Below are 23,824 nucleotides of genomic sequence, written 5' to 3'. Positions count from 1 at the left end.
AGGGAGGCGAGCACGACGTGCAGCGCATCGAGCACTACATCGGCGGCAGGACGACAGCCGGCACGGCAGCCCGGTTCGCGCCCGTGTACGATCCTTCGACCGGCCAGGTCCAGGCCGAGGTGTGCCTCGCCGAGCCGAGCGACGTCGACGCCGCGGTGCGCGCGGCGGCGGCAGCCTTCGACGAGTGGTCGCAGGCCTCGCTGAGCGCCCGGACGAGCGTGCTCTTCGCCTTCCGTGAGCTCGTCGCCGAGCACCTCGAGGAGCTCGCGCGGACGGTGTCGAGCGAGCACGGCAAGGTGCTGTCGGACGCGCGCGGCGAGGTCCAGCGAGGTCTCGAGGTCGTCGAGTTCGCCTGCGGCATCCCCCAGCTGCTGAAGGGGGACTACTCCGACCAGGTGTCGAGCGGCGTGGACGTCTTCTCCTACCGCCAGCCCCTCGGTGTCGTCTGCGGCATCACGCCCTTCAACTTCCCGGTCATGGTCCCGATGTGGATGCACCCCGTCGCGATCGCGTGCGGCAACACCTTCGTGCTGAAGCCGAGCGAGCGAGACCCCGGGGCGTCGATGCTCGTCGCGAGGCTGTGGGCCGAGGCCGGGCTGCCCCCCGGGGTGTTCAACGTCCTGCACGGCGACCAGGTCACCGTGGAGGCGCTCATCGACCATCCCGGGGTCGCGGCGGTGTCCTTCGTCGGCTCGACGCCGATCGCCCGCGCCGTGCACGAGCGCGCGAGCCGGGCGGGCAAGCGCGTGCAGGCGCTCGGCGGCGCGAAGAACCACGCCATCGTGCTCCCGGACGCGGACGTCGACTTCGTCGCCGGCCACCTGTCGGCGGCAGCGTTCGGCTCAGCGGGGGAGCGGTGCATGGCGGTGTCGGTCTCGGTCGCCGTCGGCGCGAGCGCCGACGCGCTCGTCGAGCGCGTGAGGCAGCGCGCGGAGAAGATCGTCGTCGGGCCGGGCCTCGACCCGGCGAGCGAGATGGGGCCGGTCGTCACCGACGCCGCGCGCCGGCGCATCGCCGGGATCATCGAGCGGGCCGCGTCGGCAGGTGCGCGGCTCGTCCTCGACGGTCGGGACCTGCGGGTGGCCGGGCATGAGGAGGGCTTCTTCCTCGGGCCGACGATCCTCGACGCGGTCCGGCCGGACATGGAGGCCTACCGCGAGGAGATCTTCGGTCCGGTCCTCTCCGTCGTGCGGGTGGACGACGTCGACGACGCGATCGCGCTCGTGAACGCCAACCCCTACGGGAACGGAGCGGCGCTGTTCACCGGCTCTGGCGAGGCGGCGCGGCGCTTCCACCGCAACGTGACCGTCGGCATGGTGGGCATCAACGTGCCCATACCGGTTCCGATGGCCTACTACTCCTTCGGTGGCTGGAAGGACTCGCTGTTCGGCGAGCGGCCGATGCACGGTCCCGAGGGCGTGGGCTTCTACACGCGTCCGAAGGTCGTCACGAGCCGTTGGCCGACGTCCCAGGCCCCTGCCCCGGCGTACCACTTCCCGACCGGACGGTGATGGCCGGCGCCGGCGCGAGCCCCGCGCGCGCTGGCGGCGCGCCCCGGCCGGCGCGGACGCGCCTCGGCCAGAGCGTCCAGCGTCTGCGCTTCTACGTGCGAGACGTCGCCGGGCGCAGCGGACCCGCGCTCGCCGCCATCCTCGTCGAGCACCTGGGCTGCGCGCTCGAGGGCGTGCAGTTCGCCGAGGAGGTCGTCGCGGGGGCGCACGACCGCGACGACATCGAGCCCCAGATCCGTCTGATCGAGCAGCGCGGCGACGAGCTGCGCCAGCGGCTCGTCGCCGAGCTCAGCGAGGCCATCGTGACGCCGCTCGATCGCGAGGACCTCTTTCGGCTCTCGCGCTCGATCGACGACGTGCTGGACAACGTGCGCGACTTCGTCCGGGAGTGGCGGCTGTACCGCCCGACGTCGCCCCGCAACCTCGCCGCCGTCCTCGCGACCTTGCGGGAGGGCATCGAGGCGCTCTCGGCCGGGGTGGGCGCGATCGCCCGCAACCCGGCGAGCGTCGGCTCGTCCCTGCTGTCGGCCAAGCACCACGCGAACGAGGTTCGGCGCCACTTCCAGCGCGAGGTCGCGACGCTGTTCGCCGAGGAGCTGAGCGTGGAGCTGCTCAAGCACCGTGAGCTCCTCCGGCGCCTCGACGTCGTGGGGCTGCGCTTCGGCGAGGCCGTCGACGTGCTCTTCGACGCTCTCGTGAAGCGGGGCGAAGGCTTCTTCCTGAGCGATGCACGTCGCTGAGCGCGGCCCGGCCCGCCCGGTCGCACGTGGACGACCGGCGCGACCGCGTGCTCACGAGGCCGCGAGGATCTCTGCAGGCGAGACGGGGCGACGATGCACGAGCGAGCGCCGCGCCGCGAGACCGAGGACGAGCGCTGCCCGGCCGTCGTCGCCCGTGGTCGGCGGGGCGCTCCCCTCGGCGGCGGCGGCGGCGAACGCCTCCCACTGCGCGAGGTACGAGGCGCGGTAGCGCTCGACGAAGAACGAGGGGAGCACGCTGCGGCAGATGCCGTCCTCGTCGGCGACGAGTGCGGTCGTGGCGAGGGGGTTCTCCGAGGCCACGAGCGAGCGGCTCCCGAGGACCTCGACGCGCTGGTCGTAGCCGTAGGGCGCGCGCCGGCTGTTGTCGATGACCGTGAGGCAGCCGTTCTCGTGCTCGAGGACGACGACGGCGGTGTCGATGTCGCCGAGCTCAGCGAGCTCGGGGACGAGGCGGATCGCGCCGCGTGCGAAGACCTCCGTGACCTCCGAGCCGGTGACGTAGCGGGCCATGTCGAAGTCGTGGATCGTCATGTCGAGGAAGAGGCCGCCCGAGCCGGCCGCGTACGACAGCGGTGGCGGCGAGGGATCACGGCTTGTGATGCGCAGCAGGTGCGGGTCGCCGACGCGGCCGTTCACGACGGCGTCGCGCACCGCCTTGTGCGCGGGGTCGAAGCGCCGGTTGAACCCGACCATGAGTGGGGTTCCGTTCCTCGCGATCGCCTGGAGCGCCCGGTCGACCTCGCCGAGATCGAGCGAGATCGGCTTCTCGCAGAAGATCGCCTTGCCCGCCTCGGCTGCGGCGACGATGAGGTCGGGGTGCGTGGACGTGGGGGAGCAGATCCCCACGGCGTCGACGCCGGGGTCGGTGAGCAGGTCGGCAACGCTCATGGCTGGCACGCCGAGCGCCTCGGCCTGGGCGATCGCCGAGGCCTCGACGGCGTCGGCGACGGCCGCGAGGCGTGCGCCGCGCACCTGGCCGGCGAGCAGGCGCGCGTGCATCGAGCCGATGTGGCCGGTGCCGATGATGCCGATCGCGAGCTCGCCGTCCATCGTCGCGTCAGCCACCGGCGGTCCCGAGCTCGCCGCGCAGGTAGTCGATGCTCGCCTGGACGTCTCGCGCCGGGTCGGCTGCCGCCGCGACGCCGGCGTCGATCACCGTGTCCTGCTCGAGCACGTACCACCCGCCGTACCCGGCGCCCTCGAGCGCGCGCACCACGGCGCCGATGTCGAGGTCGCCCGCGCCGAGGCGCCGGAACAGGCCGCCACGGGTCGCGGCGAGCAGGCTCGTTCGGTGCGCCAGCACGCCCGCGGCGCGGGAGAGGTCGACGTCCTTCAGGTGGACGAGCGCGACGCGTGCCGCGTGCTCGTTCGCGAACGCGACGGGGTCGACGCCGCCGATCGCCAGGTGGCCGGTGTCGAGGCAGATGCGTACGGAGGAGCGTCCGAGGAGGTTCTGCAGCTGGTCGGCCCGTTCGACGAGCGTGCCGACGTGGGGGTGGAGCACCTGCACGAGCCCGTGGTCGCGGCAGATCTCCTCGACGATGCCGAGCCCGGCGGCGAGCGCCGCCCATCCGGGCTCGTCGAGGTCGAGCGGCTCGGACCACGCGGCGTCGCGGACCGCCGCGGTCACGAAGTAGGAGCCGCCGGCGCCCGCGAGCAGCTGGGCCGCGTCCTCGGCGTCTCGCCGCAGCGCGGCGCGGGCACCGGGATCGTGCAGGACGAGGGGCACGAAGCCGCCGACGCAGGCGAGGCCGTGCACGCCGAGCAGTGCGGCCACCTCCTCGGGGCTCGCGCCGAGGTAGCCGCGCGGACCGAGCTCGGTCGCGCGCAGCCCGAGCGCCGCGATCTCGGACAGGACCCGGTCCCGGGACAGCGTGGTGCCCCAGCCGGGCACCTCGCACACGCCCCAGGAGATGGGCGCGCCCGCGAGGCGGTCGAGCACGCTGGCCGCGCAGGCGCTCATCGGCGTCCGCTCCTGCCAGCCTGGCGAGCCGAGCGCTCCCACCGGCGAGTTGCCCTCACTCGACGACCTCGTCGAGGGAGACGGGACGGCCGAGCGCGCACGAGCGCGTCGCTGCGAGCGCGACCTCGAAGGCGGCGAGCGCGTCTCGCCCCGTGACGGGCACCGGGGTGCCGTCGAGGAGGGCGCGGGCGAACGCCTCGAGCTCGGCGGCGAAGGCGGGACCATAGCGGCGGTCGTAGGAGCGGAGCAGCGGGCGGGTCGCCTCTCCGGCGCGCAGCCACTCGGCTGCCAGCGCGGGAGGGGTCTCGAGCCGGACCGTCGCCGTGGCGCCGACGAGCTCGGCAGAGCTCTCGTAGCCGTAGCCCGCGGCGCGGCCGAGGTCGACGACGCCGAGGGCCCCGTTGGCGAACTCGAGCGTGGCGACGGCGGTGTCGAAGTCCCCGATGTCGCGCAGCCCCGGGTCGGCGAGCGCCGCGCCGACGGCGCTGACTCGCGCGACGTCGCCGACGAGGAATCGTGCCAGATCGAAGTCGTGGATCCCCATGTCGAGGAAGATGCCGCCGGAGCCGGCCAGGAACTCCGGTCGCGGCGGCGCCATGTCGCGCTGGGAGATCCGGAGGAAGTACGGCGGGCCGAGCTCGCCGGCACGAACGCGGCGATGGACGTCGGCGACGGACTCGTCGAAACGGCGGTTGAAGCCGACCTGCAGCGCCAGCCGTGCGGCCTCGAACCGCTCGACGACCTGCAGCGTCGAGCGACGGTCGAGTGCGATGGGCTTCTCGACGAACGTGCCGAGCCCCGCCTCGGCCGCAGCGAGGGCGAGGGGCGCGTGCGCCGCGGTGGGCGCCGCGATCACGAGGCCGTCGAGGCCCTCGATCCCGAGCAGGTCCTCGACGCTGGGCACCGCGACGGCGCCGTAGCGTTCCGCGGCGGCGCGCGCGACGTCGGGATCTCGGTCGTAGCAGGCGATGAGCTCGGCCGATGGGCAGGCGCGCGCCAGGTTCGCCGCGTGCACCGAGCCCATCCGCCCGAGCCCGAGGACGGCGAGGCGCGCTCGCCGAGGTCGCCTCGTCACCTCCGCGTGCCCCCGCCGGTCGCTCCGGCGCGGACGCGCAGCGGAAGGGGGTCAGCTGCGGGCGCCGCTCGCCGGCGGCGCACTGCGCGTGGCTCAGCCACGGCCGAGCGCGGCGCCCATCCGGTCGATGGCGGCCGCGACGTCGTCGTCTTCTGGGTAGAGGAGGGCGCGGCCCGCCGCGAGGCCACGGACGCCGTCGAGCGCGAGCGCCTTGGCGAGCGCCTCGAGGGTGTCGCCCTCCCGGGTGCTGGGGTCCCCGCCGAGGACGACGACCGGCAGGGTCGTCGCCGCCACGACGCGCGCCATGTCTGCGACGACGGGCAGCTTCAGCCAGGTGTACGCGCTGGTCGCGCCGAGAGCAGCCGTGATCGCGACGGAGTGGATGACCTTCTCGCTCGAGAGGTCGTTCCAGATGCGATCGCCGGACCGGCGCGCCCAGAACGGTTCGACCATCGCCATCATGCGGTGCGCGGCCAGCGCGGTGATGGCGCGACCGCACGCCTCGAGCACCGGCGCCGTGGCCGGGTCCTCGGGCGCGATGCGGCACAGCATCTTCCCGCCGTCGAGCCCCATGGCGGCGATGGTCTCCACGTCGTAGGCCGTGAACCGGTCGTCGAGCTCGAACGCGGAGCCGACGAGGCCCCCGCGGTTCATCGATCCGATGACGACCTTGTCCTCCAGCACGCCGAGGAGGAGGAGGTCCTCGACGATGTCGGGGGTGGCGAGGACCCCGTCGACGCAGGGGCGGCCGAGCGCGATGCACAGCCGCTCCAAGAGGTCCTCTCGGTCGGCCATCGCCATCGGTTCGGGTCCGACACCCAGGCTGCCCCGGGCGGGGTGGTCGGCGGCGACGATGAAGATCTTGCCGTCGGCCCCGACGATCGGCCGCCGCCTCCTCCGGCGCGCCGCCTCCGCTATGGCTTGCGGCTCGTGCACCCGGATGTCCCGCAGCCTGGCGGTGCGGCGATCAAGCATGGGCCACCGATCCCAGCAGTCGCTCGACCTCCGCAGCCGTTGGCATCGCGGTCGAGCACTCGAGGCGGGAGGCGACGATCGCCCCGGCGACGTTCGCGAAGCGCAGCGCCCGCTCGAGGTCCCAGCCGGCGAGCAGGCCGTGGCAGAGCGCACCGCCGAAGGCATCGCCCGCGCCGAGACCGTTCACGACGTCGACGGCGACGGGCGGGACGACGACGCGCCGCTCGGCCGTGCGCGCCATCACGCCGTCGGGGCCGGCCTTCACGACGACCAGCTCCACGCCGCGCTCGAGGAGGGTGTCCGCGGCGCGCTCCGGATCGTTCGCGCCCGTCGCGACCGCGCACTCCTCCCGGTTGCCGACGGCGATGGTCACCATCGGGAGGACCTCGTCGATCGCAGCGCGAGCGGCCTCCGGCGAGCTCCAGAAGCTGGCCCGGTAGTCGAGGTCGAGGACCGTCGGTCCGCGACGCGAGCGGAGCGCGAGGGCGTGTCGGTGCGCTGCCCGGCTCGGCTCGGCGGACAGCCCGGTCACGGTGCACCAGAAGATCCGTGCCGAACGGATCGCGTGAGGATCGAGCTCCTCGGGGCGCACCTCGAGGTCTGGTGCCTTCGGGAAGCGGTAGAAGTAGATGGGGAAGCGGTCGGGCGGGAACAGCTCGCAGAAGGTCACCGGCGTCGGCAGCCCCGGAACCGTGCCGACGAAGGCGTCGTCAACTCCGAGCTCGCGGATCGTCCGGCGAACGAAGCGCCCGAAGGGGTCCTCGCCGACGCGCGTGATGACGGCGCTGCGCCGCGCGAGGCGCGCTGCTGCGACGGCCACGTTGGTCGCACTACCACCGAGGAACTTCTCGAAGGTCTTCACGTCCTCGAGCGGACCGGGCTGGAGCGGGTAGATGTCGACGCCTACCCTGCCCATGGTGAGGACGTCGTAGCCGGGACGCGGCTCGTGGTCTGCGGTCTCGCTCACCTCTGCCGCCGCTTGCTCGAGCGTCCGGCCAGCGCTGTCATCTCGGCCACCTGCCTCGGATCTGCTCCACGCTAGGTCGGGCGAGCGAGCTCGTCAACATGCCAAGATGTCCTGACAGCGTTGGAGCGTGCGCCTACTTCAGCCAGAGGCTGATCTCGAAGGAGTACCGGCTCGCGAGGTAGATGTGGCGGCCGATCTCGAGGATCCTGCCGGTTGCGTCGGCGGCCGTGCGCGTCATGGTGAGGACCGTCGCGTTGCGACCGACCCGCAGGAGGCGCGCCTCGTGCGCGCTCGCGGTCCGCGCGCCGATCGTCTCCTCCGCGCTCTGCGGTCGCAGGCCGCGTTGACGGAACAGCTCGTAGAGGCCGTGGGACTCGAGCGAGGCCTTGTCGATCGCCGTGCCGAGCACGGCCACGGGTACAAAGTTCTCCATGAGCGCGAGCGGTGCACCTTCGGCGAAGCGCAGGCGCTCGATGTGCAGGACCGGGTCGCCGGGGGTGATCGCGAGCGAGGCGGCGAGCTCGGGGCTGGCCGGGTGCTCCTCGAGGCGAAGGACCTCGGTTTCGGGGCGCCGGCCCGCGCGCTGGAGGTCGTCGTGGAGGCTCGTCAGCGCGACGGGCCGTTTGATGCGGCGCGCGGCGACGATGGTGCCCACCCCCCGGCGGCGCACGACGAGGTCCTTCTGCACGAGCGCCTGGATGGCCTGGCGCACCGTCGGGCGGCTGACGCCGAGCCGCTCGGAGATCTCGATCTCGTTGTCGAGCCGCTCGCCGGGCGCGAGTGCTCCGCTCTCGATCGCGCCCCGGAACAGCTCGGCAATCTGGAACCACAGCGGAACCGGGCTGTCACGGTCGAGGCGCTGGCTGTCGAGCTCGATCACCGCCCTCCTCCTGCCGTGAGGAGCCCTCGTCGCGGTCGGCGTCCGCAGCATGACCTCGCGACGGCTCCGGCCAACTCCCGAGTATCTCTTGATGACCGGACAAGCAGCCTAGCGGAAACCTTCTCTCGGCGCGCACCGGTCGGCGGCACGCGGCGCAGCGGGTGGTGAGCGAGGGCGCGCGTCGAGCCGTTCAGTGGGCGGTCGAGCGGGCAGGCGACCTCGTCGCTGCTCGCCGGCCGAGCAGCTGCGGCCGACGCGTCCGTCGCCGCACGGCGCCCCGGGTCCGCCCTCCGGTTCCTCGCGCCGGGCGCCTCGGGCCGGGGGCGCGTTCAGGCGCCGAGGGCCCGCCGCACCTCGGCCAGGCGCGCCGGCTCGATCCGCCACCACGTCCAGCGGCCTCGACGCTCGCCGGTCAGCAGCCCCGCTTCGGCGAGCACCTTGGTGTGGTGCGAGATCGTGGGCTGGGCCCTGCCGAGGGGCCGCTCGAGGTCGCACGAGCACACCTCGCCGTGCGCGGCGACGATCGACAGGAGCCGGAGGCGGACGGGGTCTGCGAGCGCTTCGAGGACTCGTGCGAGACGCTGCGCGTCGGCCTCGGCGAGCGGCGCTCGCGTGATGGCGCCACAGCACAGCGGGGGGTTCGCCGGGCTGTTCGCGATCGCTGCGCTCCCTCGCTGCACGTCCACCTCCTGGATTGACCGTTGTCGATCAACCTGCGAGACTGTGATCGATGTCCGTGAATGCTACTTCTCACCGACGTCCCACGTCTCGTGTCCAGCTGGCCCTGAGCGTCTCCGACCTTCAGGCGTCGGTCGACTTCTACCGCAAGCTCCTCCGGGCCGAGCCGGCGAAGCGGCGAGATGGCTACGCGAACTTCGCCGTTGCCGACCCCCCGCTCAAGCTCGTGCTGATCGAGGATCCACGGGTTCGGGGCAGGGGAGGCGCAGGAGTGCTGAACCACCTCGGCATCGAGGTCAGCGGGAGGGACGAGGTCGCGCGAGCGACACGGCGCCTGTCGGACGAGGGGCTGGCGGTCGTCACCGAGCAGGCCGCGACGTGCTGCCACGCCGTGCAGGACAAGGTCTGGGTCGCCGACCCGGACGGCACGCCCTGGGAGGTCTACACGGTCCTCGCGGACGCGCGGATGGGCGGCGCAGGCGACACGAGCTCCTGTCGTGCGCCAGCGGTGGCGTGCTGCGCGAGCGACAGTCCCGGCACGTGAGGGAGAGCGGGCGGGAGGCGGCGGCACTCGCGCCCGCCAGCGCCGGGCGCGCCTCCCCGATCGCAGGGCTGTCGCTCGTCGACCGGTCCCTCCCGGCGTGGATCCTCCTCGCCATGGGGCTCGGCCTGGGGCTCGGCCGGAGCGTGCACGGACTCGGCCGCGCGCTCGACGGCGCGCAGGTGACCGACGGCGTTCCGGCGTCGATCTTCGTCGGGCTCCTCGCGATGATGTACCCGCCGCTCGCCAAGGTGCGCTTCTCGAAGCTCGGCGGGGTTGCCCGCGACCGCCGCCTTCTCGTGGCGTCGCTCGTGCTCAACTGGGTTATCGGCCCGGCGGTCATGTTCTGCTTCGCCTGGCTGTGGCTCGCCGACGCGCCCGCGTACCGGACCGGCCTCATCGTCGTCGGGCTGGCCCGCTGCATCGCCATGGTGCTCATCTGGAACGACCTGGCCGGTGGCGACCGCGAGGCGGCGGCGGTGCTCGTGGCGCTCAATGCCGTGTTCCAGATCGCGGCCTACTCGGCGCTCGCCTACCTCTACCTCGTCGTGCTGCCCGGGTGGCTGGGCCTCGGCGGTCGTCGCATCGACGCGCCCGTCGGCCTCATCGCCTCCTCGGTCGCCCTCTTCCTCGGTGTGCCGCTCGCCGCTGGCATCGCGACGCGCGTGCTCGGCGTGTGCTGGAGAGGGGAGGACTGGTACGAGACGCACCTGCTCCCGCGCCTCGGTCCCTTCGCCCTGTACGGGCTGTTGTTCACGGTCGTCGTCCTCTTCGCCCTGCAGGGGCGCGCGATCACCGGGCATCCTCTCGACGTGGTCCGCATCGCCGTGCCGCTCGTGGCCTACTTCGTCGTGATGTGGGCCGGCGCCTTCGTCCTCGGGAGGGCGCTCGGGCTGGACTACGAGCGCACCGCCACGCTCTCGTTCACCGCGGCTGGCAACAACTTCGAGCTGGCCATCGCGGTCGCAGTCGGTGTCTTCGGCGCCACCTCGGGTGAAGCGCTCGCCGGGGTGGTCGGTCCGCTCGTCGAGGTGCCGGTGCTCCTAACGCTCGTGTACGTCTCGCTGGGGCTCCGCCAGCGCCTCCTCGCGGGGGCGAGCGCGCCGGCGAGCTTCGGACCACCGCTCCGGGGTAGGCGTGAGATCGAGGGTGCGGACGGTCGGCGATGACGGAGCGGCGACCGGTCGTGCTCTTCCTCTGCACCCACAACGCGGGTCGCAGCCTTGCAGCGAAGGTCCTGCTCGAGCACTACGCGCGGGGCGCCGTGGAGGTCCGCTCGGCCGGTACGGAGCCGGGCAGCGAGCTGAACCCCGCTGTCGTCGCGGTGCTGCGCGAGCGCGGCCTCGACCCGTCGCGAGAGCTCCCAAGGCTCGTCACGCACGGGGACGTGGAGGTGGCCGACGTGGTCGTCACGATGGGGTGCGGCGCCTCCTGCCCCGTCGTCCCCGGCAAGCGCTACCTCGACTGGGAGCTCGAGGACCCCGCCGGGAAGGACGTCTCCGCGGTGCGCTCGATCGTGGACGAGATCGACCGGCACGTGCGCGACCTGCTCGCGAACCTCCGTACCCCACAGTGAGGGGGGGAGCGCGGCCGGCGCGCCGACGACGAGGCCAGTGCCGCGAGCGGAGGGAGGAGCCGGATGCGCTGCATCTGCGGCGGGGAGAAGGAGCACCGCCGTCCGCCTTGCACTCCAGGTCACCCACGTGACGAAACGCGCGACGGATGCCTGGGGACCACCGGAGACGTCTCGTCCTGCCCCGAGAAGGCGTCGGCGAGGTCGAGGTGGCCGCTCGCGGGCTCGCCGACCGAGCACCTCGCAGAGGAGAATCGAGCACCTCGAGGAGGAGAACGACGCAGTCGCCACGCGCTCCGATCGCGGCGCGCTAAGGATCCGTCGGCTGGCGCTCCCCGAGCTGGATCGCTGCCTAGCAGCGGCGCGAAGGCTGGGCATTCCGAGTCTGACCCCTCTCGGGGCCCCATCCGCGCCGTGCTAGCGCCAATTGCGAACACTGCGTGCCTGCCGATGCGAACACGCGCTTGTGGAGGTGGCGGGAATCGAACCCGCGTCCTTCGGGATCTCCGTGGGCCTTCTCCGAGCGCATCCGGCCATGGCATCTCGGGCTCCATCCCGGCACCGGCGCGGGGTGCAACCCAAGTCGGCAGCGATGTCCCTGACCGACGCGCCGACAGCCTCAGTCAGGTGATCCCCACAAGATGACGCCTGGATCCGGCCCGTGGGGCTTGGACCGGCCAGACGTTGCCGTCAGCTAGGCGGCAAGCGCGAGCTTAGGCTCGGCGTTTGTTTTGTGCTCCGGCTCTTTAACGTGGCTCCGGAGACCACGGCTCGCTTCTCCCACGTCGACGACCGAAGTCGAAGCCTGTCACCCCCTTCCCTGGTCAGTGTAGCCGCTGGCCGCACGTGCGCTGTCGGGGGCTCCTCAGCGGTGCTGGTAGGCCTTGATGGCGCGCGCTGCCTCGACCCGCGCCTCGCGCTCCGCGATGGCTCGCCGTTTGTCGTAGAGGCGGCGCCCCCGGGCGAGGGCGAGCTCCACCTTGGCGCGACCGTCGCGGAAGTAGATGGACAGCGGTACGAGGGTCAGCGACTGCTGCGCGACGAGGCCGGCCAGCTCGTCGATCTCGGCTCGGTGCAGCAGGAGACGGCGAGGGCGCTCGGGGTCCACGTAGCCGAAGCCGCTCGAGAACTCGTAGGGCGCGATGCGCGCTCCGAGCAGCCAGATCTCGCCGCTCTCCACACGGGCGTAGGCGTCCTGGAGGCTGACCTGTCCGGCGCGCAGGGACTTCACCTCTCCTCCGCGGAGCTCGATCCCGCACTCGAGCGTCCTGAGGATGTCGTACTCGTGCCGCGCGCGCCGGTTCAGGGCGACCCGGCGGTCTGCCCCGCGCTGGTGGGACGCGCTCGACCGGCGGTGAGCCTGCTTCGCCCTCGTCGCTGTCATCACGACAAGCTAGCCTCCGACGGGCATGGGTGATCCGTTCGGACCCGCGCCATCGGCGTCGTCGGTGGCTTGCACGCAGCCGGGCCCGCCGCGCCTGCACCTGGAGCGGGCCGTGCTCGAGGCGATGGTGGCTCACTGTCTCTCCGCCTATCCGGAGGAGGGGTGCGGCCTGCTCGTGGGCGTCGCCTCCACGGGAGAGGTCCGGCGCTGCTACCCCACCCGGAACGCGGCGCAGTCGGCCCGCCTGTACTCGGTCGACGGGCGAGATCACCTCCGAGCCGATCGCGAGGCGAGTGCGGAGGGCCTCGAGATCGTCGGCGTGTTCCACTCGCACACGCACACCGATGCCTACCCGTCTCCGACCGATGTTGCCCAGGCACCCGATCCCGCCTGGCACTACGTCGTCGTGTCACTTCGCGACGAGGTCCCGTCCGTCCGCTCGTACCGGATCGACGGCGGTCGAGTCGTCGAGGAGGCGGTCGAGCTCGCGCGCTAACGGCCAGCGCACGCACGCTCGCCGTCATGGCGGGCGAGGGGGCAGCTATTATGACTTAGCGAGTCAGGATTTCCTGGCCGATGAGCCTGCCGGAGGAGCTGTGTCCGTCGAAGTCCGTGTCCCGACACTGCTTCGCTCAGCGACCGGCGGGCAGGCCACGGTCTCGGTCGAGGGCGGGACCGTCGGCGAGGTCCTGCGCGCGCTCGAGGCCGCCCACCCGGGCCTCGCCGGTCAGGTGCTCACCGCGGACGGGAGCCTCCACCGGTTCGTGAACGTGTACGTCAACGACGACGACGTCCGCTACCTCGACCAGCTCGACACGAAGGTCGCCGCCGACGACGTGATCTCGATCCTGCCGGCGGTCGCCGGCGGCAGCGGCGCGCAGGCGTAGCGGCCGTGGCGATCGCCGGGAACGTGCTCGAGCTCATCGGCAACACGCCGATGGTCGACGTCTCGCAGCTGAGCCCGAACCCCGCGGTGCGCATCGTCGTGAAGCTCGAGGGGACGAACCCCGGCGGCTCCGTGAAGGACAGGGTCGCCGTCGCGCTCGTCGAGGACGCGGAGGCGCGCGGCGTGCTCGGCCCGGGAGCCGTGCTCATCGAGCCGTCCTCGGGCAACACGGGCATCGGCCTCGCGCTCGTCTGTCGGGTGAAGGGCTATCGGCTCAAGGTGGTGCTTCCCGAGAACGTCTCCTCCGAGCGTCGCCAGCTGCTCGAGGTGTGGGGAGCGGAGGTGATCGAGTCGCCGGGGTCGGAAGGCTCGAACGGTGCCGTCCGGCTTGCCCAGCGGCTGGCCAAGGAGCACCCGGAGTGGGTCTTCCTGTACCAGTACGGCAACCCCGCGAACCCCCGTGCCCACTACGAGGGCACGGGGCCGGAGATCTGGCGCGACTGTCCCGAGGTGACCCACTTCGTCGCGGGCCTCGGCACGAGCGGGACGCTGCTCGGGGTCGGCCGCTACCTCAAGGAGCAGAACCCAGAGGTCCAGGTCTGGGCGGTCGAGCCACCGACGGGCGAGATGGTCGACGGGCTGCGGAACCTCGACGAGGGCTACATCCCGCCGATCTTCACCGACCTCGGCGGTGAGAAGCTCCTCGACCGCAAGACCGTCGTGGGTCCACGAGACTCCGTCGAGTGGACCAGGCGGCTGGCCGAGGTCGGGGTGTTCGCGGGGATCTCGACCGGCGCGGCGATGGCGGGCGCGGTGCGCTGCGCCCGTCTCATCGAGGAGGGCGTGATCGTCGTTCTCTCGCCCGATGGCGGGTGGAAGTACCTGTCGACCGGTGTGTGGACCGGAGACCTGGACGCCGTCGTCGAGCGGGCCAGGCGGGTGATCTACTTCTGAGGTCGCCGCTCGCCGCGTGGCAGCGGCGCGACCGGATCGCTCGCCTAACCTCCTTCGCGTGAGGCAGCGGCCGATCGGCGTCTTCGACAGCGGGGTCGGCGGGCTCACGGTGACCCGGGCGCTCATCGACCTGCTGCCCAACGAGCGCCTCGTGTACGTGGGCGACACGGCTCGCTATCCCTACGGACCGCGTCCGATGGAAGAGGTGCGCTCGTTCAGCCTCGAGATCGCTGACTACCTCGTCGAGCGCGAGCGGGTGAAGATGCTCGTCGTGGCCTGCAACACCGCGGCGTCGGCGGGGCTTCGCGACCTGCAGGCGCGCTTTCGCGTCCCCGTGGTCGGCGTCATCGAGCCAGGTCTTCGTGCCGCGGCCCGGGTCAGCGAGAACCAGCGCATCGGGGTCATCGGGACGGTCGGCACGATCTCCTCGGGCGCGTACGAGAAGGCAGCCGCGGCGCTGGGGATCACGGCCGAGGTCCATGGGCTCGCCTGTCCCGGGTTCGTCGAGCTCGTGGAGCGCGGTGAGCTCGAGGGGCCCGAGGCTCGCCGCCTGGTCGAAGAGCGCCTGGCTCCACTCCGCTCCTGCTCGATCGACACCCTTCTGCTCGGCTGCACGCACTACCCCTTCCTCGCGCGCACGATCGGCACCGTGATGGGTCGAGACGTGGTGCTCGTGTCGTCGGCGGAGGAGACCGCGTTCGAGGTCCGTGAGGTCCTCCGGGAGAGCGGTCTCGCTGCTGTGCGGCCGCCCGAGGGTCCCCACCGGTTCCTCTCCTCGGGCGATGCGGCTCAGTTCGCGTCGCTCGGGGGCCGTCTCCTCGGTCCCGAGCTCGCGCGCGCCGAGCGGATCGACTTCGGCGACCCGCAGCTTCGGTCCTTGCCCGCGCACCACGGGCTGCCCCCACGGTAGGGTCGGCGGGACGCACTCGGAAGGAGCAGCCATGCAGCCGCCGTCCCCCGCTCGGCGCGACGGTCGACCGGTCGATGCCTGTCGCCCGCTCGAGCTCGTGCGCGATTTCACGGAGTTCGCGCCGGGCTCGGTGCTCGTCTCGATGGGGAAGACGAAGGTGCTGTGCACGGCCTCGGTGGACGAGGACGTGCCCCGTTGGCTGCGCGGGTCCGGGCGCGGCTGGCTGACGGCGGAGTACTCGCTGCTGCCAGGGTCCTCTGCCGAGCGCGTCGCGCGCGAGGCGACACGCGGGCGGCAATCCGGGCGCACGCACGAGATCCAGCGGCTGATCGGCCGCTCGCTGCGTGCGGTCTGCGACCTGCGCGCCCTCGGCGAGCGCCAGATCATCGTCGACTGCGACGTGCTCCAGGCCGACGGCGGGACTCGCACGGCGGCGATCACGGGCGCGTACGTCGCGCTGCACGACGCCTTCAGCAGGCTCGTCGCCGCCGGCGTCATCGGGCGCCATCCTCTCGTGGACGGGCTCGCGGCCATCTCGGTCGGCGTCGTCGACGCCGTGTGCATGCTCGACCTCGACTACAGCGAGGACTCGCGTGCCGAGGTGGACATGAACGTCGTGATGACCGGTGGCGGGCGCTTCGTCGAGCTGCAGGGCACCGCGGAGGGTCTCGCCTTCACCCGCGGCGAGCTCGACCAGCTCCTCGATCTCGCCGCGGGTGGGATCGAGCGGCTCCTCGACCTCCAGCGCGCTGCCCTCGCCGTCCCCCCGCCGCCGCGGCACGCCATCCGTGCCGAGCAGGGTCGATGAGCCGACTGAAGATCGTCGTCGCCTCCGCGAACCGGGAGAAGGCATCCGAGCTGGCGAGCATCTTCGGCCCCCTCGTCCCCGAGGCCGAGCTCGTCCCACGTCCTGCGTCGGTGCCGCCGGTCGAAGAGCTCGGGGCCACCCTCGAGGAGAACGCACGGATCAAGGCGAGGGCGTTGCGCGAGGCGACGGGCTTGGCCGCACTGGCGGACGACACCGGCCTCGAGGTCGAGGCGCTCGGCGGGGCGCCGGGGGTGCGCTCGGCCCGCTACGCCGGAGCCGACGCGACGGACGCCGAGAACGTCGCGAAGCTCCTTGCGCACCTGCGCGGGGTGCGCGATCGTCGGGCACGGTTCCGGACCGTCGTCGTGCTCGAGCTGCCCGGTGGCGCGCAGCTGGTCGCGGACGGCGTGGCGCCCGGCACGATCGCGGCCGAGCCGCGCGGAACCGGCGGGTTCGGCTACGACGCAGTGTTCATCCCCGACGACGGCGACGGACGCACGTTCGCGGAGATGCGAGGCGACGAGAAGCAGGCCGTGTCACACCGCGGCCGGGCGCTGCGGGCGCTCGCCCTGCAGGTCGCCGCGATGGCGGGTGACCAGGACGAGGTGCTGGCGGGACGCGAGGGGCGCGGGCCGCGCTAGTTTCGCTCCGTGGTGACGACCTACCGCTGCCGAGCGTGCGGCAACCGAACCCGCTTCGACGTGGTATCCACGAGGCGCACGCGCGCCTTCCACCACTTCACCTTGGGCGGAGAGTGCACCGTCGAGGAGGAGGAGCTGCTCGAGAGCCGGGTGGAGGCGGTCACCTGCCGCTGGTGTGGGGGAACGTCCACCGTCGACGTGCTCGGTGACGCGGAGGGACTGCCCACGGTGTCCGGCGCTGCGCGCGGCGCCTGACCGAGCTCGCTGACACACGGCAGCGGCATCATCGCCTGGACCGCGCGAGGGGTCGCGACGCCGCCCGTCGGAGAACGAGGAGCGAGGGCCGTGGACCAGGCAATGACGATCAGCTGCGACGACTGCAAGCTCCAGGGCACCGGCGCCTGTGACGACTGCGTCGTCACGTTCCTCCTCGGGCGCGAGCCCGACGACGCCGTCGTCATCGACGCCGCCGAGGCGCGGGCGGTTCGCCTGCTCGCTGCCGTTGGCCTGGTTCCAGTCCTCCGCCACGAGCGGCGGGTGTCGTGACCGGGAGCACCTGATCGGCGCGCGCTGTCGATGAGGCACCTCCTCGTCACGAACGACTTCCCCCCGAAGGTCGGCGGGATCCAGAGCTACCTCTACGAGCTCTGGCGTCGCCTCCCCCCCGAGCGCTTCGCCGTGGTCACGACCGCACACCCGGGTGCGAGGCGCTTCGATGCCTCCCTGGGCTTCCGAGTCGAACGGGTCGAGAGCTCGATCCTCCTTCCGACGAGGCAGCTGCGGCGGCGGATCGAGGCCCTGGCGCAGGAGCTCGACGCCAGACTCGTCGTGCTCGATCCTGCGCTGCCACTCGGCCTGCTCGGACGCGACCTTCCCATCCCGTACGCGGTCGTGCTCCACGGTGCCGAGATCACGGTGCCCGCTCGAGTACCCCTGCTCCGCCCGCTGCTGGCGCGGGTCCTGGCTGGCGCGCGGCTCCTCATCGCTGCCGGTGACTACCCCGCGCGCGAGGCGCGCGCGCTGGCGGGGAGGACGACGCCCGAGACGGTCGTCGTCCCGCCGGGCGTCGACCCGGGCCGCTTCCGTCCGCTGACGCCGGCGGCCCGTAGCGAGGCACGTCGAGCCTACGGACTGCGCGACGACGAGGTCGTCGTCGTGAGCGTGAGCCGGCTCGTTCCCCGCAAGGGCATGGACGTCCTGATCGAGGCGACCGCGCGCCTGGCCAGCGAGGGACTCGGTCTCCGGCTGGTCATCGGGGGCTCGGGGCGGGATGCCCCGCGCCTCGAGCGCCTGATCCGACGCCTGCGGGCGCCGGCACGCCTCCTCGGCGCCGTCGACGAGGACGGCCTGCCCAGGCTCACGGGGCTCGCGGATGTGGCGGCGATGTGCTGCCGAACCAGGTGGCTCGGTCTCGAGCAGGAAGGTTTCGGCATCGTGTTCCTCGAGGCGGCAGCGTGCGGGGTGCCGCAGCTCGCGGGACGCAGCGGCGGCGCCGAGGACGCGGTCGTGGACGGCGTCACCGGGCTCGTCGTCGACCGCCCTGCCGACACCGTCGCGGTGGCAGCGGCGCTGCGGCGCCTGGTCGTCGACGCCGATCTGCGCGCTGCCCTCGGCGCCGCGGCGCACGAGCGGGCGGTGGGCTCGTTCAACTACGCCGTCCTCGCGGGACGGCTCGCCGCCGCGCTCGCCGCCGCGGGGGGCTGACCTGCGGCTCCTACCGGGCGCGCCGCTGCACGGGGGCTCGGCCACGTGCAAGGCTGACAGGACGCGAGGCGTCCGCTGGAAGGAGAGCAGCCGTGGAGCACACCGCCGAACACCTCGTGATCGCCGGCACGCCGGCGCGCTGCTTCGCGGTCGTCACGGACTTCGAGCGGTACCCGGAGTGGGTGGCCGACATCAAGGAGGTCCACGTCCTCGAGCGCGACGACGCGGGTCGGGCCTGCGTCGTGAGCTTTCGCGCGGGCGCCTTCGGCCGGAGCACGCACTACGTCCTCGCCTACGACTACTCGCGTGCGCCCGACGTCGTCTCGTGGGTCCAGAAGGAGGGGGACCTCACGAACCGACTGGACGGCAGCTACCGTTTCGCGGCGATCGGGGAAGGGCACACCGAGGTGAGCTACGAGCTCACCGTCGAGCTGCGAGTGCCCCTCCCGGGGTTCGTGAAGCGCCGGGCCGAGGGCCACATCCTCCACGCCGCGATCCGCGACCTGAAGTCGCGCGTGGAGTCCTCCGCCTGACGCGCGCCGGACGGGTGCGCGGCGGTAGGTAGCGGTGCGCCTCGGCGTGATCCTCCCGAGCTTTGCGGCCAGCGCTCGGGACGCACGCGACGCGCTCGACGCGGCGGAGGCGGCAGGTGTCCACGGCGCCTTCGTCTACGATCACCTCTGGCCGATGGGCGAGCCGGGCAAGCCGGCGATCTCGGCGTTTCCCCTGCTCGGAGCGCTCGCCGTGCGCTCCCGGCGGCTCGCCGTCGGCACGCTCGTCGCCCGCGTCGGGCTCGCGAGCGACGAGGTGCTCGTGGGCGCGCTCGAGACGGTTGCGGCGCTCGCCGAGGGTCGTCTGATCGCTGGCCTGGGGACCGGGGACCGCAAGAGCGCCGAGGAGAACCGCGCCTACGGCATCGCCTACTCGTCGGCGCGAGATCGGCGCCGGTCGCTCGAGGAGGTTGCCGCCGCGCTCGGTCGCGCTGGGATCGAGGTATGGATCGGCGCGGGCTCCAGCGAGACCAACGAGGTGGCGCGTCGCCGCGGGGCCACGCTGAACCTGTGGGGGGTACCGCCCGAGCAGGTCGCACGAGCCGCCCGTGCCGGCCCGGTGAGCTGGGCCGGCGTCCTCCCCGCGGACACCGCGGCGGCGGCGGGGCTCCTCTCGGCGCTCGAGGCAGCCGGGGCGACCTGGGCCGTCGTCACCTGGCCCGGGTCCGTCGCCCCGCTCCTCGCGGCCGTGAGGGGTTCGGGCATCGCCCTGCGGGACTGAGGAGGCCCGGCATCGCCTCGAGCGCTACCCTGAGCTATGGACTTCCGTCGGATCAACGGTCTGCCGCCGTACGTATTCGCCGAGGTCGATGCCCTGAAGCTGGCCGCGCGCCGAGCCGGCGAGGACGTGATCGACCTCGGTTTCGGGAACCCCGACATCCCGTCGCCCACCGTGGCCGTGGACAAGCTCGCCGAAGCGGCGCGCAACCCCCGCAACCACCGGTACTCCTCCTCGCGCGGGATCCCGAAGCTCCGCCAGGCCGCAGCAGACCTCTACCTGCGCCGCTTCGGGGTCGAGCTCGACCCCGAGCGCCAGGTCGTCACGACGATCGGGGCGAAGGAGGGGCTCTCCCACCTCATGTGGGTGCTCGTCGGCCCGGGTGACACGGCGCTCGTCCCCGCCCCGTCCTACCCGATCCACATCTACGCGCCGCTGTTCGCCGGGGCCGACGTCCGCATGGTGCGCCTCGACGGCCTGGGCCGGAACGAGGTCGACGCGGGGGAGGGGTTCTTCGCGAACCTCATCGAGGCGTGGGAGTCGGCCTGGCCCAAGCCTCGGGTCGTGATCTTCTCCTTCCCCCACAACCCGACGACCGCGTGCATCGACCTCGCGACGATGGCGCGGCTCGTGGACTTCGCGCGCGAGCACGACGTCGTGCTCGTCCACGACTTCGCCTACTCGGACACCGCCTTCGACGGGTACTCGCCCCCGTCGATCCTCCAGGTGCCAGGGGCCGACGAGGTGGCCGTGGAGCTCTACACGCTCACCAAGTCCTTCTCCATGGCGGGCTGGCGCGTCGCGTTCATGGTCGGCAACGCAGCAGTCGTCCAGGCGCTCACGAAGCTCAAGAGCTACCTCGACTACGGGACGTTCCAGCCGATCCAGATCGCCGCGACCGTCGCGATGAACGAGGAGCCGGAGTATCCGAAGGCGGTGAACGAGATCTACCTGCACCGCCGTGATGCCCTGTGCGACGGTCTGGCGCGGATCGGCTGGACGGTCGACAAACCGAAGGGAACCATGTTCGTCTGGGCGCCGATACCGGAACCGTACGCGCACCTGGGGTCCCTCGAGTTCGCGAAGTTCCTCATCGCCGAGGCGAAGGTGGCGACGGCGCCGGGAGTCGGGTTCGGTCCGGGCGGAGACGGCTTCGTCCGCTTCGCGCTCATCGAGAACGAGCAGCGGATCGCCCAGGCCGTCCGAACCATGCGCCGGGCACTCGCCGAGCTCTGAGGCGCGCGGACTCTTGACAGCTGTGTAATCACGATGGTGTAATTGCCTCCTCATCTAGTGGTAGGCTCTAGATCGACCACAAGATGTTGTGTCTCGATCGTGGAGACCGAGACACCGAGCTGCTAGAGCGGGTGTCGCGGGAGCCCGCCGCCGAGGGAGGAGCGAACCGATGGCCGTAACTGGGGAGCGCGTCGACATCGGCATCCGCCGATACTTCACGACGGAAGGTCTCCATCCCTACGACGCGCTCGAGTGGGAGCGGCGTGACTCGCGCATCACGGACTTCCGCAGCGGTGCCGTGGCCTTCGAGCAGCTCGGCGTCGAGGTCCCGGTGACGTGGTCGATGAACGCAACGAACATCCTGGCCCAGAAGTACTTCCGGGGGACCCTCGGCAGTCCCGAGCGCGAGACCTCGCTGCGTCAGGTGGTCGACCGGGTCGTCGACACGATCACGGGCTGGGGCGTGAAGGACGGGTACTTCAGCGATGCCTCGGAGGCCGCCACGTTCAGCGACGAGCTGAAGCACCTGATCGTCGAGCAGAAGGCGGCGTTCAACTCGCCGGTGTGGTTCAACATCGGGGTGAAGGGCGTACCCCAGCAGGCCTCGGCGTGCTTCATCCTCTCGGTGGAGGACTCGATGTCCTCGATCCTCAACTGGTACGTCGAGGAGGGGACGATCTTCAAGGGTGGCTCGGGCTCGGGCGTCAATCTCTCGCGCATCCGCGGCTCGAGGGAGCAGCTCGCCGGCGGCGGGACGGCGTCTGGTCCCGTCAGCTTCATGCGCGGGGCGGACGCCTCGGCTGGGACCATCAAGTCGGGCGGCAAGACGCGGCGCGCTGCGAAGATGGTGATCCTCGACGTCGACCATCCGGACGTGCGCGAGTTCATCTGGTGCAAGGCCCGCGAGGAACGCAAGGCGAGAGCGCTCGCTGCCGCCGGCTTCGACATGGACCTCGACGGCGCGGACGCTCACTCGATCCAGTACCAGAACGCCAACAACTCGGTACGCGTGAGCGACGACTTCATGCACGCCGTGCTCGAGGATCGCGAGTGGCATCTGACGGCTCGCACAACCGGGGAGGTGCTCGAGACCGTCTCTGCACGTGCACTGTTCCGGGAGATCGCCGAGGCCGCCTGGGAGTGCGCAGATCCCGGCCTCCAGTTCGACACGACGATCAACCGCTGGCACACGGCACCGAACACCGGGCGCATCAGCGCCTCGAACCCCTGCAGCGAGTACATGCACCTCGACAACTCGGCGTGCAACCTTGCGAGTCTCAACCTCCTGCGATTCCTCGACGAGGACGGCACCTTCGACACAGAGGGATTCAAGGCCGCTGTCGCGGTGATGATTACCGCGCAGGAGATCCTCGTCGGCAACGCGGACTACCCGACCGAGAAGATTGCCGAGACGACTCGGCGCTTCCGCCAGCTCGGCCTCGGCTACGCCAATCTCGGGGCGACGATCATGGCGCTCGGGCTGCCGTACGACTCGGACGAGGCGCGCGCGTTCACTGCCGCGGTGACAGCGCTCATGACGGGGCACGCGTACGTCACCTCGGCACGCATCGCGGCCCGGATGGGCCCCTTCGCGGGGTTCACGGAGAACGCGAAGCCGATGGTCGATGTGCTGCGCATGCACCGAGCCGAGGTCGCGAAGATCGACGAGGAGCTCGTGCCGCCGGAGCTGCTCGGCGCTGCGCAGCAGGCGTGGGACGCGGCCGTCGAGCTCGCCGAGGTGTACGGGGTGCGGAACTCCCAGGCGACGGTGCTCGCGCCGACCGGGACGATCTCGTTCCTGATGGACTGCGACACCACTGGAATCGAACCAGATCTGAGTCTCGTGAAGACGAAGAAGCTGGTGGGTGGTGGCACCATGTCGATCGTCAACCAGACCGTGCCGCGAGCGCTGCGTCGCCTCGGCTACACGGAGGGAGAGATCGCCGAGATCGTGTCGTACATCGACGCGCACAAGTCGATTCTCGGCGCACCGCACGTCAAGGCAGAGCACCTGCCCGTGTTCGCGTGCTCCATGGGCGACAACGTGATCCACTACAGCGGGCACGTGAAGATGATGGCCGCGGCGCAGCCGTTCATCTCGGGCGCCATCTCCAAGACCGTGAACCTTCCCGAGAACGTCACGGTCGATGACGTCGAGCAGCTCCACATCGACGCCTGGAGGATGGGCCTCAAGGCCGTCGCGATCTATCGCGACAACTGCAAGGTAGCCCAGCCGCTGCAGACGACGAGGAACGAGTCGGGCAGCGAGGATGCCCCCTCGGCTGCCGACGTCGCCGCCCTCCGGGCGCGCCTCGCCGAGCTGGAGTCCGCGCTGCGGACCAGCGCGCCGGCGCCGACGTCTCGGGCGCGCCTTCCACGGCGGCGGCGCTCGAATACGTTCGCCTTCCGCGTCGCGGATTGCGAAGGGTACGTGACGGTCGGCGAGTACGAGGACGGCCGGCCGGGCGAGGTGTTCATGAAGGTGTCCAAGCAGGGCTCGACTCTGTCGGGGGTCATGGACGCCTTTGCCATCGCAGTGAGCCTCGGGCTGCAGCACGGCGTCCCGTTGTCGACGTTCGTGCGCAAGTACACGAACATGCGCTTCGAGCCGGCCGGCATCACCGACGATCCGGAGCTTCGCCTCGCGTCGAGCCTCGTCGATTACATCTTCCGGCGTCTCGCGCTCGACTACCTACCGCTCGACGAGCGGATCGAGCTGGGGATCTTGTCGACTGGCGAGCGGACTCAGCCGACGTTGCCGGGCCTCGAGGACGTCGAGCTCGACGAGCGGGCGCTGCGAAAGGAGCAGGAGCGCTTCGGCGAGGGCGGCGACAGCCTGTCTCGGCCGGGCATCGACCTGGGTATCGCGGAGACGAGGGACGCGCCGTTCTGCTACGCCTGCGGGAACATCATGCAGCGCGCGGGCTCGTGCTTTGCGTGCCCCAGCTGTGGCGCGACGAGCGGGTGCTCCTAATGGGAGCGGAACGGCCTCCGGTGGGAGGCTGGTCTCCGAGCCACCTGGCGGTGAGCACTGCGTGCTCCCGAGCTTCGAGCTCTACTGCTAGAGCGTGCCCCGCCAGGCGGTGAGGAGTTGGACGGCTGGTGGGG

General features: G+C 71.8%; 26 protein-coding genes and 1 other RNA gene. 18 read left to right on the top strand and 9 right to left on the bottom strand.

All coding sequences use genetic code 11. The features are described from left to right. Positions 1-17: 17 nt before the first annotated feature. On the top strand, positions 18-1,511 hold the full coding sequence (locus tag VKV23_11135) for a CoA-acylating methylmalonate-semialdehyde dehydrogenase (GenBank protein ID HLI16587.1): 1,494 nt from the start codon (positions 18-20) through the stop codon (positions 1,509-1,511). Then, the gene (locus tag VKV23_11130; GenBank protein ID HLI16586.1) at positions 1,511-2,251 is read left to right on the top strand and encodes a DUF47 family protein; all 741 of its coding nucleotides are present in this window, start codon (positions 1,511-1,513) and stop codon (positions 2,249-2,251) included. Before VKV23_11135 ends, VKV23_11130 begins: the two co-directional genes overlap by 1 nt. A 51-nt stretch (positions 2,252-2,302) precedes the next feature. Here the strand turns inward: VKV23_11130 and iolG are convergent, their stop codons facing one another. The 7 genes from iolG to VKV23_11095 form a co-directional block, all read right to left on the bottom strand. Next, complete coding sequence (gene iolG / locus VKV23_11125; GenBank protein HLI16585.1) at positions 2,303-3,337, bottom strand: inositol 2-dehydrogenase; 1,035 nt, start codon at positions 3,335-3,337, stop codon at positions 2,303-2,305. Beyond that, on the bottom strand, positions 3,330-4,235 hold the full coding sequence (locus VKV23_11120) for a sugar phosphate isomerase/epimerase (GenBank protein ID HLI16584.1): 906 nt from the start codon (positions 4,233-4,235) through the stop codon (positions 3,330-3,332). The genes iolG and VKV23_11120 overlap by 8 nt, the downstream gene beginning before the upstream one ends. Positions 4,236-4,290: 55 nt before the next feature. Further along, positions 4,291-5,310, bottom strand: a complete 1,020-nt coding sequence (locus VKV23_11115) for a Gfo/Idh/MocA family oxidoreductase (GenBank protein ID HLI16583.1) — start codon at positions 5,308-5,310, stop codon at positions 4,291-4,293. 93 nt (positions 5,311-5,403) lie between these two features. Further along, entirely contained in the window at positions 5,404-6,285 is an 882-nt protein-coding gene (locus VKV23_11110) for a deoxyribose-phosphate aldolase (protein ID HLI16582.1), read from the bottom strand. Next, positions 6,278-7,252, bottom strand: coding sequence for a 5-dehydro-2-deoxygluconokinase (iolC, locus tag VKV23_11105; GenBank protein ID HLI16581.1), 975 nt, complete (start codon positions 7,250-7,252; stop codon positions 6,278-6,280). The genes VKV23_11110 and iolC overlap by 8 nt, the downstream gene beginning before the upstream one ends. A gap of 133 nt (positions 7,253-7,385) precedes the next feature. Further along, the gene (locus VKV23_11100) at positions 7,386-8,132 is read right to left on the bottom strand and encodes a GntR family transcriptional regulator (GenBank protein HLI16580.1); all 747 of its coding nucleotides are present in this window, start codon (positions 8,130-8,132) and stop codon (positions 7,386-7,388) included. A 329-nt stretch (positions 8,133-8,461) separates the two neighbouring features. Continuing rightward, on the bottom strand, positions 8,462-8,818 hold the full coding sequence (locus VKV23_11095) for a metalloregulator ArsR/SmtB family transcription factor (protein ID HLI16579.1): 357 nt from the start codon (positions 8,816-8,818) through the stop codon (positions 8,462-8,464). 44 nt (positions 8,819-8,862) lie between these two features. Here VKV23_11095 and VKV23_11090 point away from each other — a divergent pair, with 44 nt between their 5' ends. The 3 genes from VKV23_11090 to VKV23_11080 are packed head-to-tail and all read left to right on the top strand — an operon-like array spanning position 8,863 to position 10,927. Next, the gene (locus VKV23_11090) at positions 8,863-9,354 is read left to right on the top strand and encodes an ArsI/CadI family heavy metal resistance metalloenzyme (GenBank protein ID HLI16578.1); all 492 of its coding nucleotides are present in this window, start codon (positions 8,863-8,865) and stop codon (positions 9,352-9,354) included. After that, positions 9,351-10,520 (top strand): ACR3 family arsenite efflux transporter, encoded by a 1,170-nt coding sequence (arsB, locus tag VKV23_11085; protein ID HLI16577.1) that lies wholly within the window; start codon positions 9,351-9,353, stop codon positions 10,518-10,520. The genes VKV23_11090 and arsB overlap by 4 nt, the downstream gene beginning before the upstream one ends. Then, a complete protein-coding gene (locus VKV23_11080) occupies positions 10,517-10,927 on the top strand; it encodes an arsenate reductase ArsC (GenBank protein ID HLI16576.1) in 411 nt (136 codons plus the stop codon). The genes arsB and VKV23_11080 overlap by 4 nt, the downstream gene beginning before the upstream one ends. 461 nt (positions 10,928-11,388) lie before the next feature. On the opposite strand, the gene ssrA is transcribed toward VKV23_11080, so the two are convergent. After that, positions 11,389-11,740: a transfer-messenger RNA gene (gene ssrA / locus VKV23_11075) on the bottom strand. Between the two features lie 49 nt (positions 11,741-11,789). Continuing rightward, positions 11,790-12,308, bottom strand: a complete 519-nt coding sequence (gene smpB / locus VKV23_11070) for an SsrA-binding protein SmpB (protein HLI16575.1) — start codon at positions 12,306-12,308, stop codon at positions 11,790-11,792. A gap of 25 nt (positions 12,309-12,333) precedes the next feature. On the opposite strand from smpB, the gene VKV23_11065 reads away from it, so the two are divergent. The 13 genes from VKV23_11065 (at position 12,334) to VKV23_11005 (ending at position 23,690) form a co-directional block, all read left to right on the top strand. After that, a complete protein-coding gene (locus VKV23_11065) occupies positions 12,334-12,804 on the top strand; it encodes a M67 family metallopeptidase (GenBank protein ID HLI16574.1) in 471 nt (156 codons plus the stop codon). Positions 12,805-12,904: 100 nt separating this feature from the next. Further along, positions 12,905-13,195, top strand: coding sequence for a ubiquitin-like small modifier protein 1 (locus tag VKV23_11060; GenBank protein ID HLI16573.1), 291 nt, complete (start codon positions 12,905-12,907; stop codon positions 13,193-13,195). 5 nt (positions 13,196-13,200) lie between these two features. Further along, positions 13,201-14,148, top strand: coding sequence for a cysteine synthase family protein (locus VKV23_11055; protein ID HLI16572.1), 948 nt, complete (start codon positions 13,201-13,203; stop codon positions 14,146-14,148). 58 nt (positions 14,149-14,206) lie between these two features. Continuing rightward, positions 14,207-15,058: a glutamate racemase gene (gene murI / locus VKV23_11050; GenBank protein ID HLI16571.1), complete on the top strand. Its 852-nt coding sequence runs from the start codon at positions 14,207-14,209 to the stop codon at positions 15,056-15,058. Positions 15,059-15,089: 31 nt separating this feature from the next. Then, complete coding sequence (gene rph / locus VKV23_11045; GenBank protein ID HLI16570.1) at positions 15,090-15,866, top strand: ribonuclease PH; 777 nt, start codon at positions 15,090-15,092, stop codon at positions 15,864-15,866. Then, positions 15,863-16,507, top strand: a complete 645-nt coding sequence (rdgB, locus tag VKV23_11040) for an RdgB/HAM1 family non-canonical purine NTP pyrophosphatase (GenBank protein HLI16569.1) — start codon at positions 15,863-15,865, stop codon at positions 16,505-16,507. The genes rph and rdgB overlap by 4 nt, the downstream gene beginning before the upstream one ends. Before the next feature lie 9 nt (positions 16,508-16,516). Then, a complete protein-coding gene (locus VKV23_11035; GenBank protein ID HLI16568.1) occupies positions 16,517-16,762 on the top strand; it encodes a hypothetical protein in 246 nt (81 codons plus the stop codon). A gap of 90 nt (positions 16,763-16,852) precedes the next feature. Beyond that, entirely contained in the window at positions 16,853-17,053 is a 201-nt protein-coding gene (locus VKV23_11030; GenBank protein ID HLI16567.1) for a hypothetical protein, read from the top strand. A gap of 30 nt (positions 17,054-17,083) precedes the next feature. After that, positions 17,084-18,211 carry a glycosyltransferase family 4 protein gene (locus VKV23_11025; protein HLI16566.1) on the top strand — a complete coding sequence of 376 codons (1,128 nt, stop codon included), beginning with the start codon at positions 17,084-17,086 and terminating at the stop codon, positions 18,209-18,211. A gap of 92 nt (positions 18,212-18,303) precedes the next feature. Beyond that, a complete protein-coding gene (locus tag VKV23_11020; protein HLI16565.1) occupies positions 18,304-18,744 on the top strand; it encodes an SRPBCC family protein in 441 nt (146 codons plus the stop codon). Between the two features lie 34 nt (positions 18,745-18,778). Continuing rightward, positions 18,779-19,483, top strand: a complete 705-nt coding sequence (locus tag VKV23_11015; GenBank protein HLI16564.1) for an LLM class flavin-dependent oxidoreductase — start codon at positions 18,779-18,781, stop codon at positions 19,481-19,483. Positions 19,484-19,519: 36 nt separating this feature from the next. Further along, the gene (locus VKV23_11010; protein HLI16563.1) at positions 19,520-20,716 is read left to right on the top strand and encodes an aminotransferase class I/II-fold pyridoxal phosphate-dependent enzyme; all 1,197 of its coding nucleotides are present in this window, start codon (positions 19,520-19,522) and stop codon (positions 20,714-20,716) included. Positions 20,717-20,885: 169 nt separating this feature from the next. After that, on the top strand, positions 20,886-23,690 hold the full coding sequence (locus tag VKV23_11005) for a vitamin B12-dependent ribonucleotide reductase (GenBank protein HLI16562.1): 2,805 nt from the start codon (positions 20,886-20,888) through the stop codon (positions 23,688-23,690). Positions 23,691-23,824: the final 134 nt, after the last annotated feature.

The sequence above is a fragment of the Acidimicrobiales bacterium genome, assembly GCA_035294085.1.
Classification (GTDB): Bacteria; Actinomycetota; Acidimicrobiia; order Acidimicrobiales; family Bog-793; genus DATGLP01.
The sequence above is the reverse complement of the archived record's forward strand: the minus strand, read 5'-3'. Positions and strand labels throughout refer to the sequence as shown.